Annotated in this window: 12 protein-coding genes; 6 read left to right on the forward strand and 6 right to left on the reverse strand. The window is 65.1% G+C overall.

Features of this window, described 5'->3' with window-relative positions; translation table 11 throughout:
* Window positions 1-8: 8 nt before the first annotated feature.
* The 4 genes from A5740_RS19370 to A5740_RS19385 all read right to left on the reverse strand — a co-directional run bounded on the left by A5740_RS19370 (window position 9) and on the right by A5740_RS19385 (window position 10229).
* Window positions 9-3116: a hypothetical protein gene (locus tag A5740_RS19370; protein ID WP_076196652.1), complete on the reverse strand. Its 3108-nt coding sequence runs from the start codon at window positions 3114-3116 to the stop codon at window positions 9-11.
* Window positions 3113-8248, reverse strand: coding sequence for a hypothetical protein (locus A5740_RS19375; RefSeq protein ID WP_139335233.1), 5136 nt, complete (start codon window positions 8246-8248; stop codon window positions 3113-3115). Before A5740_RS19375 ends, A5740_RS19370 begins: the two co-directional genes overlap by 4 nt.
* Window positions 8249-8377: 129 nt before the next feature.
* Window positions 8378-9013, reverse strand: coding sequence for a hypothetical protein (locus A5740_RS19380; RefSeq protein WP_076196656.1), 636 nt, complete (start codon window positions 9011-9013; stop codon window positions 8378-8380).
* Window positions 9014-9089: 76 nt separating this feature from the next.
* A complete protein-coding gene (locus A5740_RS19385; RefSeq protein ID WP_076196658.1) occupies window positions 9090-10229 on the reverse strand; it encodes a peptidoglycan-binding protein in 1140 nt (379 codons plus the stop codon).
* A gap of 339 nt (window positions 10230-10568) precedes the next feature.
* On the opposite strand from A5740_RS19385, the gene A5740_RS19390 reads away from it, so the two are divergent.
* Window positions 10569-11156 carry a polysaccharide biosynthesis/export family protein gene (locus A5740_RS19390; RefSeq protein WP_076196660.1) on the forward strand — a complete coding sequence of 196 codons (588 nt, stop codon included), beginning with the start codon at window positions 10569-10571 and terminating at the stop codon, window positions 11154-11156.
* Between the two features lie 92 nt (window positions 11157-11248).
* Here the strand turns inward: A5740_RS19390 and A5740_RS19395 are convergent, their stop codons facing one another.
* Both A5740_RS19395 and A5740_RS19400 read right to left on the reverse strand, forming a co-directional pair.
* Window positions 11249-12451 carry a serine hydrolase gene (locus tag A5740_RS19395; RefSeq protein ID WP_076196752.1) on the reverse strand — a complete coding sequence of 401 codons (1203 nt, stop codon included), beginning with the start codon at window positions 12449-12451 and terminating at the stop codon, window positions 11249-11251.
* Between the two features lie 10 nt (window positions 12452-12461).
* The gene (locus tag A5740_RS19400) at window positions 12462-13565 is read right to left on the reverse strand and encodes an AraC family transcriptional regulator (RefSeq protein WP_076196662.1); all 1104 of its coding nucleotides are present in this window, start codon (window positions 13563-13565) and stop codon (window positions 12462-12464) included.
* A gap of 189 nt (window positions 13566-13754) precedes the next feature.
* On the opposite strand from A5740_RS19400, the gene A5740_RS19405 reads away from it, so the two are divergent.
* The 5 genes from A5740_RS19405 to A5740_RS19425 are packed head-to-tail and all read left to right on the forward strand — an operon-like array spanning window position 13755 to window position 20243.
* On the forward strand, window positions 13755-14882 hold the full coding sequence (locus tag A5740_RS19405) for an NDMA-dependent alcohol dehydrogenase (RefSeq protein ID WP_076196664.1): 1128 nt from the start codon (window positions 13755-13757) through the stop codon (window positions 14880-14882).
* A gap of 19 nt (window positions 14883-14901) precedes the next feature.
* The gene (locus A5740_RS19410) at window positions 14902-16314 is read left to right on the forward strand and encodes an aldehyde dehydrogenase family protein (RefSeq protein WP_076196666.1); all 1413 of its coding nucleotides are present in this window, start codon (window positions 14902-14904) and stop codon (window positions 16312-16314) included.
* A 4-nt stretch (window positions 16315-16318) separates the two neighbouring features.
* Window positions 16319-17269: an alpha/beta hydrolase gene (locus A5740_RS19415; protein ID WP_076196668.1), complete on the forward strand. Its 951-nt coding sequence runs from the start codon at window positions 16319-16321 to the stop codon at window positions 17267-17269.
* Window positions 17270-17271: 2 nt separating this feature from the next.
* Window positions 17272-18861, forward strand: a complete 1590-nt coding sequence (locus tag A5740_RS19420) for an NAD(P)/FAD-dependent oxidoreductase (protein ID WP_076196670.1) — start codon at window positions 17272-17274, stop codon at window positions 18859-18861.
* A gap of 53 nt (window positions 18862-18914) precedes the next feature.
* Window positions 18915-20243: an MFS transporter gene (locus A5740_RS19425; protein WP_076196672.1), complete on the forward strand. Its 1329-nt coding sequence runs from the start codon at window positions 18915-18917 to the stop codon at window positions 20241-20243.
* Window positions 20244-20249 lie beyond the last annotated feature (6 nt).

Consider the following 20249-nt stretch of genomic DNA (forward strand, 5'->3'; position numbering starts at 1 on the left):
CCACGGCCTCAGTCAGCGGCTGCAAATTCCGTCAGCGGGGCGGCCTGCCCCAGCGGATTGATCAGAAGAGCTGCGTAGCCGACGGCATCAGCGTGTGTGTCGCGGATGTGCAGTTCAGCCGACATGAATGCCCAACCGTCGACTCCGCTGGGTGTTGGTGGGAACACAGTGAGGTCGGCGTCGCCCGGAGTGAGCCAGTGACGTTCGCCGTCGGTCGTGTTACGCCACAGGGCGAGGCGCCACGGCGCGATCTGTTGGGCATGCTGAGTCGGCAGTCCGGTGAAGGTCAGCTCGAGGCCACCCCCGGCGGCGTCGCGCTGCACCGTCGCATGCAGGGCAGGCGTGGATGCGGTGACCATGGCAGATACCGGCGTGCTCGGGGCGCTCCATTCGCACGGATGAGCGTCGATGAACCCTCCGGTGTTCGCGATCGGCGATGGCAGAGGCGCCGCGCCGGGCCGGGTTGAGACCTCTGCCGGGTAGCGCACCTGCGCGGTAACTGCGATCGTGACGAATGCGGGCAGTGCAGAGAGCTTTTCGGCGGCAATATCTGCCCGGTAAGTGTCGGGTGAACCATCGACGGGAACAAGGGGGCCTTCATCGACCTCGGTGCCGTAGAGGTAGGAGGTGGACGCGGCTGCCGCGCAGCTCACCCGGTACTGCGGTGGGGACTGGCTCCCGAGGCGCGCGACCACTGTGCCGTTGATGCCGTACGCCTGGACCTGCACGCTCAGTCCGCCGTCCGTCGTGGTGCCGATATGCACTACCGGCGAGGGCGGCTGATCGCTGCCGGGTACGGCCACCGGTGTGAGTCCGCAGCCATCGAACTGCGCCTCCACCTGCGCATGGGTCAGCGGCACCACCCGGACGAACTGCAGTGTTTGCACGGATCCGGGGATGGTGTGGGCGAATCGGACTGTCCCGCCTGCGGCTAGGGGCACGGGGGTGAGCAGGGTGAACGATTCGCGTTTCATCGGTTCGTGTTGGTGGTCGTGGAGTACGGCGGCCCGGGTCGCACGGTTGGCAGATTCGGGGAAGACGTGGAGTTGTGCGGTGACGACCTGTTCGTCGGCGAGGTAGACGTTGTAGGCGGCGTGGCCCGGCTCGGTCGGCCACGACAAGTCAATTTGCGCCCCGCCCACCGGATCCCGTCGCGAAGACCACAAGATGCGCGGGGCGGTGCTCAGTGGTTGTGGGCGGCGCGGATCGACAACGCGCACACGCGCCGTGGCTGAACGGCTGTCGGCGGTGTCGGGGTTGAATGTCGCGGTGACGATCTGGTCGGCGATCTCGCCGGTCTGTGTTGGCGCGGCAGGGAAACTCACCTTCGCCCGGTCGCCCGGGAACGGGGGGTTCACGATGTGACCATTGACGCTTATCTGGGTGATCGGCGCTGTGCCGGGGCCTAGCGCATCCGGTGGCGGCACATCGACCTCGGCGGTGATGGTGCCCGGTGAGAGTGCGCCCGGGGGTGCGTCTCGCAGGTCATAGTCGGCGAAGTAATGCGCTTCGGGTCGCGGTGCGGGCAGCGGTGGCCGCGGTGGCGGCGTCGCTTGAAGCGTCGCGGGTTGGCCCCATCGGCCGAACTCGTCACCTTCAGCGACCTGCCAGCTCACCGGGCCGACATCGGCGGGCACGCTCGAATCGACCAATGTGCCTTGGCATCCGGTGGGAAGGTCGCGGCGGCCCGGCAGCAGGGTGAGCGCCCGCGGGGTTCCGTCGACGTCGATGAACGCGTGTTGCGAGTGGATCGCGCCACTGTCCGAACGGGTAAAGGCGACGGAGCCCGCCGGCGGCGGCCCGAGGATGGCGATGTCCTGACGGTAGGTGTTGGCCGCGGTCCACTGGACGGGGCCGTCGGCAGCCAAGGCCAGTGGCGCAGGGGGATCGGGAAGGGCGCCGATGACTGCCGGTGTGACCAGCACGAGTTGCTGCAGGCCCAGCGAGGCGAGCAGCGGTTGGTCGACCGGGGCGCCGGCCGGAAGCCACGCGGTCATCGCCTGGGGGTCTGGGCCTGCAGACTTCATCACCGCGATGAGGTGGGCGACGGTGGTGTTCGGTGTGCCGGCAGCGACCGTGGCGGCGGGGTCGGCTGCCCACACCCCGACGGCGATCCACGCGACCGGCACGGACTCGTCGCCGACGTCCGCCTGCACCGGGCACGACAGTCCGAGCCAGCGCGCGATGCCGGGATCGGCCGCGGCGGTGATCAGGGTCTGGATGGTGCCGAGTTCGGTGGTGGCCTGCTGTGTGCGGTTGGGGATGGAAAGCGGCGTACGGTGCCTACCGGGATAGGAGCCCGGATCGGAGTAGGCCTGTTGCAGAAGCGATCGCACTGACGTGGTACCCATGTCGGTGATGAGCGTGTCGACCCGCGCTGCTTCATCGTTGGCGTCGGTGTCGCGGTCGGTGGGTAGGTCGGCCGGCCCAGTGTGCCGCGGGGCGCCGGCGACGGCACGGTCGATGCCTGCGCCGGCACCGACCACTGGGTCGGCCCACGGCGACACGTTGTCGAGCGGCAGGAGGAATTGGGCCTCGTCGGCCGCCGGATCGACGTACTCGCGGTTGATCAGGCTTGCATCGAGGCCGACCACATTGCGTGCTACCCCGTCACCGACGAGGCGAATGCGGCGGATGCGGGAAGCGGCCAGGGCGAACGGAGCTCGGCTGCGCGACAGCAGTATTCGTTCCCGATTGCCTCCAGCGCGACCGATCACCGAAATCTGTACCGGGCTGAATTCTTCGATGTCGAGCCGAATCCAGCTGATCCATGGATCCTTGCTGCCCTCTTCGTCGGTGCCGAGAATGTCGCCGTAGAGGGGGCGGTCGGGCTTGATCGCCATCTCGGGATCGCTGCCCAGCGGTTGGACTGTGCCGTTGTCGTCGTAGATCCACCAGAAGATGCGCAGCGGCCGTACCAGGATGTGGTTCTCGGGGTCGAGGGCGTCCTTGCGCAGCGGGACGAAGGTGAAGCCGCGCAAGGGGAATCCGATAGCGGGGTTGACCCAGGCGCGAAGATGCGTGCCGGTGGCGACGTAGGGATCGTCGGCGGGATCGCGCACCGCGAGGCCCGAGACGCGGAAGAGGGATTCTGGGGTGAAGGCTTGCGGTTTCACAGGAGCACCTCGCCGGCAGTTGGGCTGGTCGTCGTGCAGGTGGCGGTCTTGACGGTGCTTGCGTCGGTGTAGGCCAAGGTCAGCGTGACCGGTTGGGCCGGCGCGATGACCAGCGGTGCCGGTGGCGTGAACAGATACCGGCATTGCGACGAATCGCCGTACCGCCCACCGAAGTTCACGCCATTGACCTGCAAGCTGGTGACGTCGAGCCGGCCTTGCCGGGCCAGCGGCTCCGGGGATTCGACCAGGACGCCGGCGAGGTTTCTGGTGTTGGTGGTCCACAGCAGCGATGTGCGGCCGGATGTCGGCAGCGGCCACCCTTCCATGCCGAGCGCTGTCAGTGCCGCGGCGAGTGCGGCATCCGAGATCTGGGGCGCGGGCAGGACGGCTGGGGTGATGCTGAGATGTCCGTGCGGTGCGCCGGGTGGGGACCGGAATCCGAGGTCGGTGAGTTGGTCATCGGGATTGCGGTAACGCGATGTGCTGAAGATGATGCCTGGCAATGGATCTGCCGGTGGTGGGTCTGCTTGGCCGTCGACGTGGTTGCCGACGAAGGCGATGTTGAGCTGATAGGTCGCCAGCGGCTGCAGATCATCAGTGGATGCTTTCAAGCTCGCTCCTGACTTCGGTACCGGGCAGCTGTGTGCGGTATCGATGGCGAGGTAGCGCTGGCCGAGCGAATCGAGAACGTCGGTATCGATCAGGTCTTGCCATACCGCTGGATTCAGCACCACCAACCACGGCGCCGGGTGGGTGTCGCTGCGGGACGGACCATCGGTGCGCCGGCACGCAAGATCCAACCGATACCCGTACAGGCCGGCCAGCTGGTCGACATGATCGACATCGAAGTTCGCCACGAGATCGTCGTCGAGATACCACCACTGGGTGCGATCAGCCGGGTTGTAGCTCTTCAGATACCTTGCCAGATAGTCGGTCTTGAAGACTGTCTGCTCCCACGCGAATTCCCGCCAAGCAAGTTCTGCTGCGGGCGGATGATGCACCACCACCGCGCCGGGCGGTGGGAGTTTCGCGGTGCGGAAAAAGTACTCTTGCACCTCTTCGGGGAAGAGCGTGGGCGGGACCGCGGGTTGCTGCGCGGCGCCTTGTCCTGTCTGGCCCGCGGTCTGGGTGACCACCCGGACCAGGTAGAGCGCATCGGGGTCCAGCTTGAGTGGGGTGCGGAACTGAGCTGGGGCATTGTTGTGCTGGTCGACGGTGTTGGCCGCATCGGCGGCACTCTTGGCTGCGGCCTTGGCGTCCTTGAACGCATCCCAACTGGTGCCGTGCAGCCCAAGAACGGTGATGCCCTGCAGCAGCGGGTATCGGAGGCGAGCGCCACGGGTGGTGGTCGGAGCGGTGTAGCCGACCCGCAGCCGACCGTCGGGCAGATCTGCTGCATTGGTGAACAACCAGTCAGCACCGGAATCGATGTCGACAATTGAGATTTGGTCGATGAGCTCGGGGAAGGTGCCATCGAGGATCACCCACAGCTCCGCCTCACGCAGACTCGTGTCGGCAACGACCGTAAGAGAGATGGGTTCTTCAATGCCAAGTGCCTTCCAGCTGTCGCCGAGCGGTTGATACGACCCGATCATCGGCAGCCCCAGGGCCGCTTCGAACGACCGCCCCTCGATGGTGATGGGATCGACAGGGACGACCGACCCCGGCCGGAAGGTGAACTGCGCAGGGATCAAGCTCGCCATCCCAGCTTCGCTGAGCGGCAGACCGCGTCCCCAAGGGTTCAGCGTGACTGCGGCGGTGAACCGTGAGATGTGGGTACCGGGTTCAGGTGCGGCCGGCAACGTCCACCCGGACGGCGAGGGCTGTGCGAGGTCGCCGAGCGCCCAACCGGGCATCGCAGAGTGTGGCACCCGGCAGGCAGATGCGGTCGCGGTGACTGGATCGACACCCGGTGCAGTGTTGGCGGCGCCGTCGCTGCGCCGATGGGCCCACATGTCCGACCGATGAGTCAGCAGGGCCAACTCCCGTGCTCCGCAAGGATTCCCCGCGCCACCGGCACCCACCTCGGCCTGTTTAGGCTGCTGCCACGCCGCCTCCAAACCAGTGGTGAGCAACGCCGGGACACCGTCGACACGCCAGAGCTCGACACTGTTCAGATAGTGCGTGTAACGCAGTTTGTCGTTGCCGGTCTGACCACTGGCGTGCAGACTGTCCACACCTGTGAACGCGGTGTTCAAGTTCGCGAGGTTGGGTCCGAGATCGAATTGCAAGATGGGCACCACATCCGGCCACACAGTCGGCGCGTCATCGGCGCCGGCAGCGCCCTGCCCCACCTCGACATAGTGTCGATCCGACAGCGCCATCTTCAGGGGCCGCCACGGAGCCGGCGGCGGCACCGTGACACTGGGCTTGTTGGGCCCAATGTGCAGATCGACACAGCCCTCAATCTCGGTGAACCACAAGTCGATACTGCCGCACACCCGGAAGTCGGCGGCCAGGAAGTCGCCCGGCCCGAGCTGTAGCGCCAGATCGGCGTGCGCGCCGATCGAGAACGGGCCCAGATGCAAGGCGCCGCCGAGCGTTCCCGACCCGGCCAGAAACCACGGGTTGGTGGCCATCCCGACCGCGGCGCGCGCCGAGAGCTGCAGCCAGACAGGTGGGACACCCCAGTTCAGGCTGACGGCGAACCCGAAGCCGATCGCCGGGCCAGGCAGTGTGATCGACGTGCCGCCCAGCTTGTCGATCGTGTCACCCTGCACCATCAGGTAGGCCGATGCGCCGATGTCGAACAATTTGGGCAGCACCTTGGCAGTCATCGGGCCCGGGGGACGGCCGGGCATCCCGTCAGAGCCCAGTCGGAAGTACCAGGACGACGGGTCGGCGAACGGGAGCCTGGCGTCGAGCGGAATTTTCACCTCCACGAGCTGCGGGGGATCGGTGTCGATCACGAAATTGCCCCTGGCGCCGACGGTGATCCCGTCCTCGTCGATGACGATCAGTCCCTTGAGGGGACTGTTCTGAGTGTTCAGGAAGTCCGGTGTGTGTAGGACCCGCGCATTGACAGCGAGGCGGAACGACGGGTCGGGCACGGTGACGATGAGCTTGCCGGAAGCGCTGAAGGTGAACGCGAGGTCGTAGAGGGTGCCCACACCGGCCTGCAGCCCGAGCATCATCGCGCCGGCATCGGGCACCGTATCGTTGGGCGTCCACTGCAGTTGCCGCTCGACGATGTCGTCACCGGCGGCGGGCAGTACGGGGCGCATGTTCAGGCCGAACATGCCGCCGAGACTGTAAAGCCCAAGTCCGGTCGGCCCCAACGGAATCGCACCGGGCAACGAGCCGGTCACGTCGAGCAGGAAGCTCGTTCCGCCCTTGTAGACAAAGATGACCCGGGCTCCCACTCCCAGCGGTGCGCCGATCTGGGCAGAGATGTCGGCGCTGAAGCCGTCGTCGGTGATGTTGGCTGCGCCGTGCCCGGTCAGTGCAGCGGTGTCGATATCGACACCCAAGCCGCGCAGTTGCAGGTCGATATGTCCATTGCCGTCTGCGGTGATGCGGACCGTGGCGTCGCTGACGGTGATCGGACCCAGATCGGCGCTGAACTTCAGATCGATTTCGTACCAGAGTGATCCATGGCCGGATCGGGTGCCGAGGACGTCCAGCAGCGAACCCGGCGTTTGTACGACCCAGGCGCCCGGGTCCTCCACATCCAGCGTGGCGTTGGCGAAGCTGAGATGGATCGACGCCAGATCTTGGCCGGTCGTTTCGACAGCGACGTTGCGGTAACGGATCCGCATCGGGCGGTCGTCGGCCATGGCGATACGCATCGCATTACCGATGCTGAACGTCCGCACCTTGACGTCGACGAGATAGTCGACACTCAAACGCAGGGCCTGGCCCGTGCCAGCAGTAGACACCGCCACCGAAGCACGGTCGATGACCACCTTGCCCGCGGAGTCGAAGAAAGCACTGGCCACACCCGCGGCGGTGAGTAGTTCATGCAACCAGATCCCCGACTCGTCTCCGCTGGGCGGCTCCTTTGCCCCGAGCTCGGAGTCGGCGACCAGCGCGGTGGCCAAGGCCGCCGCGGTTACCACGGCCTTGCCACCTGCATCAGTACCGGTGGCCTTGACCAGCCCGTCTGGCCCGGCCGCGTCCACCGACACTTCGAATGCGACCGACGCGGCGGGTTGCAATGCGCGCGAGCAGCGCACACGCACCGTCAGCGGGTCACCGCCGGCGAGAGTGAAAGGGCCTCCGCCGGGGCCGGACGCCGCTTCGTCTCGGCCTGCGATACCAAATTTGGCGGTGGCCTCGATTGCGGTGGGCAGTAGGTCGGCGAGCGAGGAGGCGGCGGGGTCCTGCCACTTCATCCGTACGTCGATCTCGGGGCGCGTGCCGGCAGCGGGGATGGTGGCCTCGACCGAGGCCGCCAGCCCGCCGGGAGTGCCCAGCCGCAGGTCGAAATCGATGGCGTGCCCGCCGATCAGCGGAATATCTCGCGGGACGTAGAGCTTGGCATTGGGAATGGCCAGGCCGGTCCATTCGGGGGAAGGGGAGCCCGGTGCCGAGGCGGTGGTGGAGTCGTCGACGACGATCCCATCGGTGATGTCGATACCGAATCCGCTGTCTCCGAACAGGATCTGAGTCGGTGTCGGCTTCAGCACGAACACCTCATCTTGGGGGTCCTGGCCCAGTTCGAACTTCAGCCAGGTGATCGTGGCCGCCGTGGAGGCGGTGCCGTGGACGCGAAGGCAGAGGTCGGCGTGCAGCTCGACCGGGTCGCCGGTCTTCGTCAACCACTCTCGCGGGGCTCCGCCCCCTGGGTCGGGTGCAGTCTCGCGTCGCGCGGCGGCCAGCACAGTGTTGGGATCCACCAACGTCAACGCATTTTTTATCCCAGGCAGGTCGTCGAGGAGTAGGTCGAGCTGAAAACCGCTCCCCGGCAGCGCCTTCCACCGGTACTCGATATTCGGGCCGAACGGCGCCAAGTCGACAGTGAAGAACCCGAGCAGCTTGGTGTTGACCGTGCCTTGAGCAGTCCCCGAGTGCGCACCGTTCCCGTCGACGACGTCATTCGACACCTGCAGAGCGGACAGGAACGCCTCGATGGTCGGGGACACCGCGACCCCACGCCTGACCGGTGCCAGATCGTCGAAGAGGCTGGTCATCGCATCATCCACCCCCTCTCCAACTTGGTGACAACAAAGTCATATCAACGCAGAGTCGAAGATGCGTGAGTAGTTCACTACTGCACTTTCCGTTTCTCGGGCGATCTGCTGCACCGTCAGAAGGTCGAATTAGCGGCTGAAACGGTGCGTCTGCTGATTCTCGACCGCGAACACCGACTGGGCAGTGTGTGGGGTATACGCCTCGTACGCGAACATCACATGCACCAGCAGATAGGTGAACTCGGAAGATATCGGGGTGGTCAACGGAAGACGTTGTGTCACTCCCGGCTCGACGAACACAAAGTTCCACTTCGGCGCCGGCACCAAGTTGGTCTTCAACACCGGATGCGGAAACTGAGCGCGGTAGACGTCATAGGGAGCGACGTCGACTTCGCTGTCGAGGACACCGCGTTCGAACGGCTCATCGCGGATTCCCCGTACCCGCAGGATAATCCGATCGAACTTGTGCAGAACCTGCCCCGTGTTGCGCGCAGCGACAGTGAACGTCACCAGGTGCTTCCCGGCCCTGCTGCCGAGGAGTTCGTATTCCAACGTCAATTCGATGTGAGGGGTATTCAGCCGGTGCTCAGATCGATATGCCGCCTCGGCCCTCCGGTCTCGCTCCTTCAACGTGCTGTTGATCCAGAGGCCGATGAGCGCGACGGCCACAGGGGTTGCCATCGAAGCTGCGAACTTCGCGATCTCGAGACTGGTCCATATCTGCGGTTGGCTCATCAGCGCATACCCTTCCGCCTCGGCTGCCACCCAGACCCGGCGCCGTCAACCCGCACAGTGCCGGGCGAATACTGCAGAACAACACCGTTCGACCGGTGACCAGACGCTAGGGAAGACCTTGCGTGGCTTTGGAATATTCCAGGAGATCGAGATTCACCACGGTGGCAATTTCGTCCATCGCCGCTCCGGCTACGGCCGTGATCAGACCCGCTTTGTCGATGACGAAACAAAGGTTGTTGAAGATGATGCTGTAGCCATTCTTGGGCTCCACGTTGTTGGGTGCCGCTGTGACTGCGCTCAGGTTCGGAGTGGCCTCACACCACCAGTGTCGCCGAGGATCCGAATGCCGCATTCCTGGCGGACGCCAGAGGCGCTCTTCGAAACTGTGCCACAACATGTACACGGGCCTCGCCGTCGCGGGCGCGGCACTTGCAGCGGCGATGAGGTTGAGGAGATCAGCTGCGTTCTCGGTGTAGCTCCGTTGTCCCGCCGGCGCGGGAGCGAGCAACGCGCTGCGGTAGTTCGCAATCCATGCCGGTGTTCCCGGATCCGCCACTGCATCTGCCTTTGCTCGGCATTGGTCTCGAATCCTCGCGAGGTTCAGGTCGCGCAATTCGATGTCGTTCCAAGGTGCGGGTGCAGGATCCCGTCTGGGAACCCCATCGATTATCTGCACGGGAATCCCATCGATCACAAGGTGGCAGTGGTAGAGGTCAAGAGGGCTCACACCCCAGGTCGCCGAAGGCGCATACCCTGAAACAGGCGAACCGTAGGGGTCGAGAATCTGCGAAATACCCTTCACCAACGCGTCTTTGAATAGCGGCGGTATCCATGCAGACGCCGGATTCCACGTTAGTGTCGCGCCCGTGTTGATGCGATTGAACTCATCTTGGCGCGTGTAATTGAATGCGGGCAGTCGACGATTCTGCCAGGACAGCCACTCTTCTCGGTCGGCGAATGGAACCGCGTAGTAGCCATCGAGCGTCGTGATGGTCTCCCGACCTGCTACCGGGTCGTTGGGGTGCAGCCCGTGGTCAGTCTTGAACCGCACCACCGCCGTACTGGTCTCGGCGCCGAAAAAGCCTGTGGCACCACTAGGAATGGAATATCCGAGGTCAAGCAGTCCGTTCTGAAGCTCGCGTACGTCATCGCCCTGGTCGTTGACCCGGAAGTAGGCAGTGGTGTCGTAATTGTGAATCTTGTCGAAACGCGGCTTGCCACGAAACCGCGCGGACTGCAAAGCCATGATCAGCCTCCTGCCAAAAAACGCCATGAGATGCCGCGTCGTTGTCGAGGTAGCTGATCTTGGTTTGACCAGCCGATAAATTCTCGACCTTCCCCCGATGAGAGCCACAGGAATTATGAAGCCGCGATGGCTACTCGGATCGAGTAGTGCAATACTCCAATTCGAGATCTCGCCGCTTGGCTCGATCAGTGAATCGACATTCGGCGGATGGTCCGCGCCACTCAATAACCTGGCTACTGCAACACGATGATGACCTGACCGCCTGGGCTGGATGTGGCCGCGCGTGGCCACTGGCTGCCGGCTGTGGTCCAAGCGTCGAAATGGAGTAGCCCTGTACTCGTGTTCGAGTTGCCCAGGATGCCAATACTGACCTCAGCGCAATTCCTGCGCTTCGTTCTGAGCCCAGGGGAGGGACTCATGTCTAGCTCGTCGTTGGAACTGGGGGAGATCGTCCACGTCGAGGTTCGGGATGCTGCCGGGGCGGTGACAACCTATACCCACGACTACCCGGTCGATGCTTCGACGCTGCTGCGCATTCCCTCGCTGGGCCTGATCCGGGCGGCCGGTATGGCGTTGACCCCGGATCTGCGTGACACGGTCACCGACCGGTTCATCAGTGACGGGATTCTGTCTCCGGTTACCGTCAACGTTACTTTGTCCGCCAATACTATTGATCTCCAGAACAATATCGCCCCCGGTGATCTGTTGTTCATCCGAATTCTCGGGCCTGACGGTGCGATAGACCCCAGCTCCGGATCGTTCCCCGTCGACGGCGACGGATTCGTCAACATTCCGTTCCTGGGCGGTACGTTCGTGCTCGACAACAGGTTCTTCGAAGCTGAGCACCAAATCGAAGTCGGTTTGGAAGACGGCGGGTTCTTTACCCAGCCGTTCGTCGTCAATGTGACGCGAATTGCGTTGCCTTGACACGGTGTAGTCCTTGCCGAAGCGCAATCGGGGGAGCGACCCAGGTTGGGTTTCTAGAAGCTCCCAGCGGAATCTCCTCTACTGGCCGCAGCTCAGAGCTCGAGCGCCTGATAGGTGCGCCGAACGAATTTCGGTTGGGCGGTCTGAAGTTTCGCCAGGGAGATGTTGCCGCTGATGGCGGCGGCGTCCACACCGAGATTCGGATGGTTCTGGATCAGGTAGATGAGGATCAGATCGGCCGAGGGATCGGCCTGCCACCAGGTGCCGTATGCGCCGGGCCAGCTGAACGTGCCGGCCCCGCCGGGGCCGAACAGCGGCCGGGATTTGGCCGGGTCGGTCACCACCGAGAGGTTCAGGCCGAAGCCCCGGCCGAGCCAGAACGGTGCGCCGAGGAACTGGTGCTGCTTCTGCTCGGCAGTCAACCGGTCGGACCGCATCAACCGCACCGACTGCTCCGACAGCACCCGCACGCCGTCGACGACCCCACCGCCCAACAACATCCGGGCGAACTTCAGGTAGTCATCGGCGGTGGAGAACAATCCGGCCCCACCGGTGCAGAACGGTGGATCGGTGATCGGCGGCGGTCCCATCACATCGTGGGTCAGTCGGTTGTCGGGGGTGAGCTGGTACATCGTCGCTGCGCGCCGCCGGCCTGCCGCGTCGACCGAGAATCCGGTGTCGTCCATCCCCAACGGTCCGAGAATCCGCTCGGCCAGCACCTCCGACAGTGGCTTGCCTTCGATGCGAGACAGCGCGATACCCAGGACGTCCGTGGAGTGGCTGTAGGTGAGCCGCTCGCCAGGCTGATGGGCCAGCGGCAGTTTGGCCACTTCCGCCAGCCAACGGTCCTGATCCTGGCGCAGCGACAACTTGCCGTAGGCCGAAGCCAGTGGGCCCAGCACCGAGAAGACGTAGGCCAGCCCACTGCGGTGAGTCATCAGGTCGTCGAACGTGATCGGCCGGCGCGCCGGCTCGGTGCGGTCCAGCGGGCCCCGTGCCTCACGCAGCACGCGCATGCCGGCCAGCTCCGGCAACCATGTCGTCACCGGCTCGTTCAGCGCGAGCTTGCCTTCCTCGGCCAATGCCATCGCCGCGGCCACCGTGACCGGTTTGGTCATGGAGGCGATCCGGAAGATCGTGTCGGGCTGCATCGGCAACCGGGCGTCGACGTCGCGGTGCCCCAGCGCGTTGACCTGCAGTACCTTGCCCGCCTGCCATACCAGCGTCACCGCACCGGCCAGCAGGCCGGCGTCGATCGCCTCACGGATGGAGGTCTGATTGCCGTCGAGGTTCATCCGCGCCAGGTTAGCGGCTCGCCTCCGCGCCAGCGCCTCCACGCCAACGCCGGCGTGCCCTGACCACACTCGACCAGTCCTGGTAGCCGAGTCGGTGGGCGATCTCGTAGCGCGGAATGGTGCGGTCGCGCAAAAGGTTGTCGGCCACACTGCGGCGTACTTCGTCGATCAGGGCCCGGAACGTGATGCCCTCGTGTTCGAGGTGCCGACGCAAGGTGCGCGGCGCGTAGTGCAGGTGCAACGCCACGTCGTCAAGGGTGAGGTCCAGTGACGACTGGTCCAGCAGATGCGCGCGCACCTGCGCGGCGACGCCGGTGTGGTGCAGCCGCTCGGCGCGGATGTGGTCACAGTGGGCCACCATGAGTTGCGTGGTGTGCGCGTTGGCCATCGGCGGTACCAGGTCGAGATACCCGGCGTCATAGACGATTTCGTTGCGGTCACATCCGAACACCACCGGGGCCCGGAAATATTCGCGATACACATCGGCCGAAGCCGTTGCCGGAAAGGCGAATCGGACCTCGCGCATCGGCACGGACTCGACGTTTCCGAAGGTGTCCCGCTGGATCTGCATGACTGCGGTCAGATCGCGTTCGATGACGAACTGCCGGATGTCGTCGGGCATGTCGTCGGCCTCGAATGCCAGCACGTACCGGTCCTCGTCATCGATGCGGGCCGTCATCGTCGAGAAGGCGAACGTCAGCATCGCGTAGTGCAGACCGCGGTGCACGGTGTCGCGCACGCTTGCCGAGGCGGCCAGGAGATAGCCCAGGTAGCCGTATGCGGTCAGGTGGTAGCGGCTGCCCAGCGCCACTCCCGCACCAGGATGATTCCCGGTCGCGGCGGCCAGGTTGCGGATCACCGCCAGCTCCTGGCTGGCCTCGACGACGGTGTCGACGTCAGACAGTGCGGCGGCGTCGAGGTGAGAACCCGCCAGCACTGCCTCGGCGGGGATACCCCGCTGGGCTGCCCACTCGCACATGATCGCGACCGAAACCGCCGTGCGCGGGTGGTCCCAAGGGTCGGTCATGGCCGCTATGACCCGGTTGGTCGATTGCAGGACTCCGGAGCCGGGCAGTGGGGCCTGATCTGCGGGTTCGGTGAGGACCGAGGTCATGACGGCCAGTTTTGCCGACCGGCGAGGCCCGGTCAACACGCTCGGAACCTGCCGAAGTGGCCGGAAATGTCGAGTTGTGGCCGGGACGGTCCTGTCGAAGGGCGAGTCACCCCTCTACGGTTTCCAGATAGTGATACACATCTCAGTTCGTCGGAATCTGTGTCCGGTGACACGTGAGGAGAGGCTCTGGTGAAAGTAAAGGCTGCTGTCGTCGAGGAGATCGGCGCTCCCTGGACGATCTGCGAGGTGGACCTCGGCGATCCGGTGGCCGGCGAGGTGCAGGTGCGGCTGACCGCGTCAGGTCTGTGCCATTCCGACGCGCATGTCGTCGCCGGCAGCAGTCCGGTGCCGTTCATGCCGGTGCTCGGCGGACACGAGGGCGCGGGTGTGATCACCAAGGTCGGCCCCGGCGTCACCGGCTTGGCCGAGGGGGATCACGTCGTCCTGGCCTTCATCCCGGCGTGCGGCACCTGTCAATCGTGTGCCACCGGACTGCAGAACCTCTGCGACGAGGGGGCCGGGCTGCTGACCGGACAGGCGGTCTCCGACAAGACATATCGGGTGACCCGCGACGGCCGGCCGGTCATCCAGATGTGCCTGCTGGGTACCTTCGCGCCGTACGTCACGGTGAGCCAGGCATCGGTGGTCAAGATCGAGAAAGATGTGCCGTTGGAGGTGGCTGCGCTGCTGGGCTGCGGAGTCTCGACCGGATGGGGCTCGGCGACCGAGATCGGGGATACCCATCCGGGCGACACGGTCGTGGTGATGGGCATCGGCGGCGTGGGGATCAATGCGGTGCAGGGCGCGCGGTTTGCGGGGGCGCGGTTCGTCGTCGCGATCGACCCGGTCGACTTCAAACGGAAGAAGGCGCTTGAATTCGGCGCGACCCACACGTTCGCCTCCGTGGCCGACGCCGCGGCCGAGTTGCCCGACCTCACTTGGGGAAAGATGGCCGAGGTCTCGATCATCACGGTCGGTGAGATCAAAGGCGAACACATTCAGCAGGCGCTGAGTCTGACCGGTAAGGGTGGGCAGGTGATCGTCACGGGCATGGGCGATTTCACCCAGTCGACCGTCGACCTCAACCTCTTCGAGCTCACCCTGTTGCAGAAGCGGGTCCAAGGTGCGGTGTTCGGTGGGGTCGGTCCCCGCACCCAGATCCCGAGACTGCTCGACCTCTACCGCTCCGGCAATCTCAAGCTCGACGAGCTCGTCACGACCCGCTACCGCCTGGAGGACATCAACCAGGGATACCGAGATATGTTCGACGGCAAGAATCTTCGTGGTCTGGTCGTTTACTCCGACGCCGACTACTGAACCGAACAAGGGGGCTTCAATGCATATCCAGGAAAGCAACTACATCGACGGTAAATGGGCGGTGTCCAGCGGCACCTCCCGCATACCCGTCGTCAACCCGGCGACCGACGAGGTGATCGCCGAGGTGGTGGCGGGCACCGTCGCCGATGTCGACGCCGCCGTCGCAGCCGCCCAGGCCGCTTTCCCGGCGTGGGCTGCGACACCGGTCGGAGAGCGGGCGGATTACCTCAGTGCGATCGCGGGCAAGCTGGCCGAGCGGTCCGAAGATGTGGCACGCACCATCTCCGCCGAAATGGGCTGCCCGATATCGATTTCGCGGGCGATCCAGCTGGGATTGCCCCTGAACAGTTTCACCGAGGCCGCCAACATCGTCCGCGAGTACGAGTTCGAAAGTGAGTACCGCGGATCGACGATCGTGCGGGAACCGTTCGGTGTGCTGGGAGCGATCACACCCTGGAACTACCCGTTACATCAGATCGCGCTCAAGGTGGCCTACGGATTGGCCGCGGGGAACACCGTCGTCGTCAAACCGAGCGAGGTGACCCCACTGTGTGCGCTCGCGCTGACCCAGATCATAGACGAGATCGGCCTTCCCCCAGGTGTGTTCAACCTGGTGTTCGGCACCGGGGCGGACGTCGGCGAAGCGATCGCCGGACATGACGACGTCGACATCGTCAGCTTCACCGGGTCCACGCGGGCCGGTCGACGGGTACAGGAAGTCGCCGCCCGCACCGTCAAGCGGGTTTCGTTGGAACTCGGCGGCAAGAGCCCCAACATCATTCTCGACGACGCCGACCTGGAGTCCGTGGTGCCCGCATCCGTCAAGACGATGATGCTGAACTCCGGTCAGACCTGCTCGGCGCTGACCCGCATGATCGTGCCGCGCGACAAGCTGGCCGAGGTGGAGGTTTTGGCCAAGGCGACCGCCGACGCGCTGCCGGTGGGTGACCCGGCCGACGAGGGGACCGCATTGGGGCCACTGTCCTCGCGCGCGCAGCAGGAACGGGTGTTCGGCCACATCCGCACTGCGATCGCCGAAGGCGCGCGTCTGGTGACCGGCGGCGAAACGGAAGCCGACGGCCCCGGCGCCTTCGTGCGGCCGACGGTGTTCTCCGACGTCACCGAGGAGATGACGATCCACCGCGAGGAGGTGTTCGGCCCGGTTCTGGCGATCGAGGCCTACGACTCGGAGGACGACGCGGTCCGGATCGCCAACGCCACCGATTACGGCCTGGCCGGCGCGGTCTGGTCAGCTTCACCGGAGCGTGCCGAAAACGTCGCGCGCCGGATCCGGGCCGGCCAGGTGCAGATCAACGCGGGTGCCTTCAATGCCAACGCGCCTTTCGGCGGATACAAACAATCGGGCAACGGGCGCGAGGCCGGTGTGTACGGCCTCGAAGAGTTCCTCGAGATCAAGTCGATCCAGCGGTGATCTGATGCCGCTGGAACCGGTGACCCAGGCGCTGCTGGCGCAACTGGCCGAGACGCGAGATCCACCGATGCACGAGGGCACGCCGGCGATGGCGCGGATGGCCGGACCGATCTTCGCCGGGATGAGTGGACGCGGCCCCGAGGTGGCTGCGGTGCGCAACCTCAAGCTCGACGGCGAGGACGGTGGCAGGTTCCGGGTTCGCGTGCTGGTCCCCGACGGCGAAACCCGTTCGGTGATCGTGTATTTCCACGGCGGCGGGTGGGTGATCGGCGACATCGATCTGCAGTACGACCACGTGGCCCGGCACCTGGCCAACCTGACCGGCTCCACTGTCGTCCTGGTGAACTACCGCAAGGCGCCCGAACATCGGTTTCCGACCGCGCTGCAGGACAGTTGGATCGGGTTGTGTTGGGCTGCAGCGGAACTGGCATCGTCCGATGTGCCGATGATCGTCGCCGGCGACAGTGCCGGCGGCAACATCGCCACGGTGATGGCGCGGTGGGCCCGGGACCGGCACGGTCCGACGATCGACTACCAGGCCCTGATCTACCCGGTCACCGATTGCGACTTCGAGAGGCCGTCCTACGTCGCACCCGAGAATCAGTTGATGCTCAGCCGGGACACCATGATCTGGTTCTGGGCGCACTATCTTCCCGACGACGCCGCACGCACGAATCCGGATGCCTCGCCGTTGCGGGCACCGAGTCTTGCCGGGCTTCCGCCTGCACTCGTCTACGTCGCCGAGTACGACCCGTTGCACGACGAAGGTGTCGCCTACGCCGGCGCGCTGGCAGATGCCGGGGTGGCCGTGACGTTGGAGGAAGCGCCCGGCCAGATGCACGGGTACTTCCAGATGGCGAACATCCTGCCCGGCTACCAGAACGGAATCGAAGTGGTGGCCAAGCGCATCGGGGCGTTTCTCGATGCCCACCGGTCCGACCGAGAGGCGGTGTGAGCGTGGCCGACCACGATGTCATCATCTTCGGCGCCGGTTTCGCCGGCCTCTATCAGCTGCACAAACTGCGTCAGCTCGGATTCGACGCGCACATCTTGGAAGCCGGGCCGGAGGTGGGTGGTACCTGGTACTGGAACCGGTACCCGGGGGCTCGCTGCGACATCGAGTCGATCGAATACTCGTACTCGTTCGACCCGGAGTTGGAGCAGTCATGGAACTGGACCGAGCGTTATGCCGCCCAGCCGGAGCTGCTGGCCTACGCCAGGCACGTCGCCGACCGCTACGACCTTCGACGGGATATCACCTTCGATACCCGCGTTGTGGCAATGGCTTTCGACGGCGATCGCAACGAGTGGGCCATCACGACGGATTCCGGTGACTGCGTCAGCACGTCGTTCGTGGTCGCGGCCACCGGGTGCCTGTCCAAACCCTTGCTTCCCACGTTCGACGGAATCGACGATTTCGCCGGTGACATCTATTGGACCTGGGACTGGCCCGCGGAAGCCGACCTGGCAGGCAAACGCGTGGCTGTCGTGGGTACGGGTTCCTCTGGGGTGCAGACGATCACGGCCATCGCCCCGACGGTCGCAACGCTGACGGTCTTTCAGCGGACGCCACCGTATGCCGTCCCGGCGCAGAACCGTCCGATTCCCGACGAACTCGCTGAGGTCAAGCAGCATTACCCCCAATTTCGGGAAGTCAGTCGGCTGTCGCGGGGCGGCGCGCAGTGCGGTGACGGTGCCGATCTGCCACCGTTCTTCGGTGATCTCGACCGGAAAGCGGTCGGTACCATACTCGATCGCCGCTGGGACGACGGCGGATTGTGTTTCCAGCAGTCGTTCTACGATCTGCTGCTCGATCCGGTGGCCAACGAGACCGCGGCTGAATACGTGCGGGACCGGATTCGGCAGAAGGTCAGCGACCCACAGGTCGCCGAGAAGTTGACGCCGCGGAGTTACCCCATCGCGGCGAAACGACTCTGCGTGGACACCGGATACTACGAGGTCTACAACCGGGACAACGTCACGCTGGTGGATCTCAACACCGAACCGTTGCGCCGGATCACCGAGCGGGGAATCCTCGCCGGTGAGATCGAGCGCGAGTTCGATGTGATCGTGCTGGCCACCGGATTCGACGCGATGACAGGCGCACTCAACGCGATCGACATCCGGGGGACCGACGGCAGTCTTCGCGAGAAGTGGGCTGACGGGCCGCGCACCTATCTCGGGTTGATGTCGGCGGGTTTCCCGAACCTGTTCACCGTCACCGGCCCACAGAGTCCCTCGGTGCTGTCCAACATGCTCACCTCGATCGAGTATCACGTCGAGTGGATCGCCGCGGCGCTGGTGCACCTCCGTGAGCACGGATGCGGTCGCATGGAGGCCGATCCGGAAGCCGAGGACACCTGGGTCGACATCACCAATGACACCGCCGATCTCACGCTGCTGCCGCAGGCGGCGTCGTGGTACATGGGCGCCAATGTGCCGGGCAAACGGCGGGTGTTCCTGCCGTTCGTCGCCGGTGTCGGCGTCTACAAGCAGATCTGTGACGGCGTGGTGGTGGCCGGCTACCACGGGTTCGAGATCGCCTGAACCGGCCGCTGGGTGATACTTCTCTGGCGAGAATGCGGCGTGAGAAGAGGCAGATGACCCAGCAGGAGCAGGTCGAACCGGGCGGGACGCCCGGCACCGAGTCCAACCCGATGAGGCGGGTGGCGTTCGCCAGCTTCGTCGGCACGGCGATCGAGTTCTATGACTTCTACATCTACGGCACGGCCGCCGCGCTGGTGTTCCCGAAGATCTTCTTTCCCGGCCTGAGCCCGACGATGGGCACCATCTCGTCGTTGGCCACCTTCGCGGCGGCGTTCTTCTCCCGCCCGATCGGTGCGGCGGTGTTCGGTCACTTCGGAGATCGGCTGGGCCGTAAGAAAACGCTGATCGCCACCCTGTTGATCATGGGGACAGCGACCTTCGCCGTCGGGTTGGTGCCCAGCGCGGCGTCCATCGGGGTGGCCGCTCCGATCATCCTGCTCAGCTTGCGGCTGTGTCAGGGCTTCGCTGTCGGCGGAGAGTGGGCCGGCTCAGCCTTGCTGTCCGCCGAGTACGCCCCCGGCGACCGGCGCGGGACCTACGGGATGTTCACCCAACTGGGCGCCGGCGCCGGGCTCGCCGTCAGCAACCTGGTGTTCCTCATCGCCAACGTCACCATCGGCGAGAAGAGCCCGACGTTCCTCGACTGGGGCTGGCGGGTGCCGTTTTTGTTCAGCGGGGTGCTGGTGATCGTGGCGCTCTATGTTCGGCTCAGCATCGACGAGACGCCGGTGTTCGTCGCCGAAAAGCAACGCGACGCGGTCCCGCGGGCCCCGTTGAGCGAGCTGGTGCGGACCCAGACGACCCAGGTGCTGCTGGCCGCCGGATGCATGATCGGCATCTTCGCGATGAGCTTTCTCGGTGGCACCTATCTGTTGAGCTACGCCGCGACCCGGATCGGGCATCCGCGCAGCCTCATCCTGACCGTGGGGGTCCTCGCCGGTGTCGCCCTCATGGTGTTCACCGCGCTCTCGGCGATGTGGTGTGACCGGTACGGCCGGCGCCGGATCATCTTGATCGGCTTCGCCATCGCGCTGCCGTGGGCGTTCTGTGTGATGCCGATGATCGACACCGGTTCGCCGTGGCTGTTTGCAGCGGCGATCGGCGGCACGTTCGCCATCTTCGGGATCTCTTATGGACCGATCGCCTCGTTCCTGCCTGAGATCTTTGCCACTCGCTACCGCTACACCGGTGCCGGGCTGGCCTTCAATCTGGCCGGCATCATCGGCGGCGCGGTGCCGCCGCTGATCGCCGGCGTGCTCGTGAGCGACTTCGGTAGCTGGGCAGTAGGGCTGCTGATGGCGGTCTTCGTGATCGTCAGCATCGTCTCGACATTGCTGCTGCCCGAGACGAAAGGCGCCGCCCTGGACGCCGACGCAACGTGACTGCGG

The sequence above is a fragment of the Mycobacterium sp. GA-1841 genome (assembly GCF_001954135.1).
Taxonomy (GTDB): domain Bacteria; phylum Actinomycetota; class Actinomycetes; order Mycobacteriales; family Mycobacteriaceae; genus Mycobacterium.

Coding starts and splice junctions, on each gene's coding strand:
- A5740_RS19425 (WP_076196672.1), top strand. CDS start 18,915: ATGACCCAGCAGGAGCAGGTCGAACCGGGCGGGACGCCCGGCACCGAG.
- A5740_RS19395 (WP_076196752.1), bottom strand. CDS start 12,451: ATGAACCTCGACGGCAATCAGACCTCCATCCGTGAGGCGATCGACGCC.
- A5740_RS19385 (WP_076196658.1), bottom strand. CDS start 10,229: ATGGCTTTGCAGTCCGCGCGGTTTCGTGGCAAGCCGCGTTTCGACAAG.
- A5740_RS19400 (WP_076196662.1), bottom strand. CDS start 13,565: ATGACCTCGGTCCTCACCGAACCCGCAGATCAGGCCCCACTGCCCGGC.
- A5740_RS19415 (WP_076196668.1), top strand. CDS start 16,319: ATGCCGCTGGAACCGGTGACCCAGGCGCTGCTGGCGCAACTGGCCGAG.
- A5740_RS19375 (WP_139335233.1), bottom strand. CDS start 8,248: ATGACCAGCCTCTTCGACGATCTGGCACCGGTCAGGCGTGGGGTCGCG.
- A5740_RS19410 (WP_076196666.1), top strand. CDS start 14,902: ATGCATATCCAGGAAAGCAACTACATCGACGGTAAATGGGCGGTGTCC.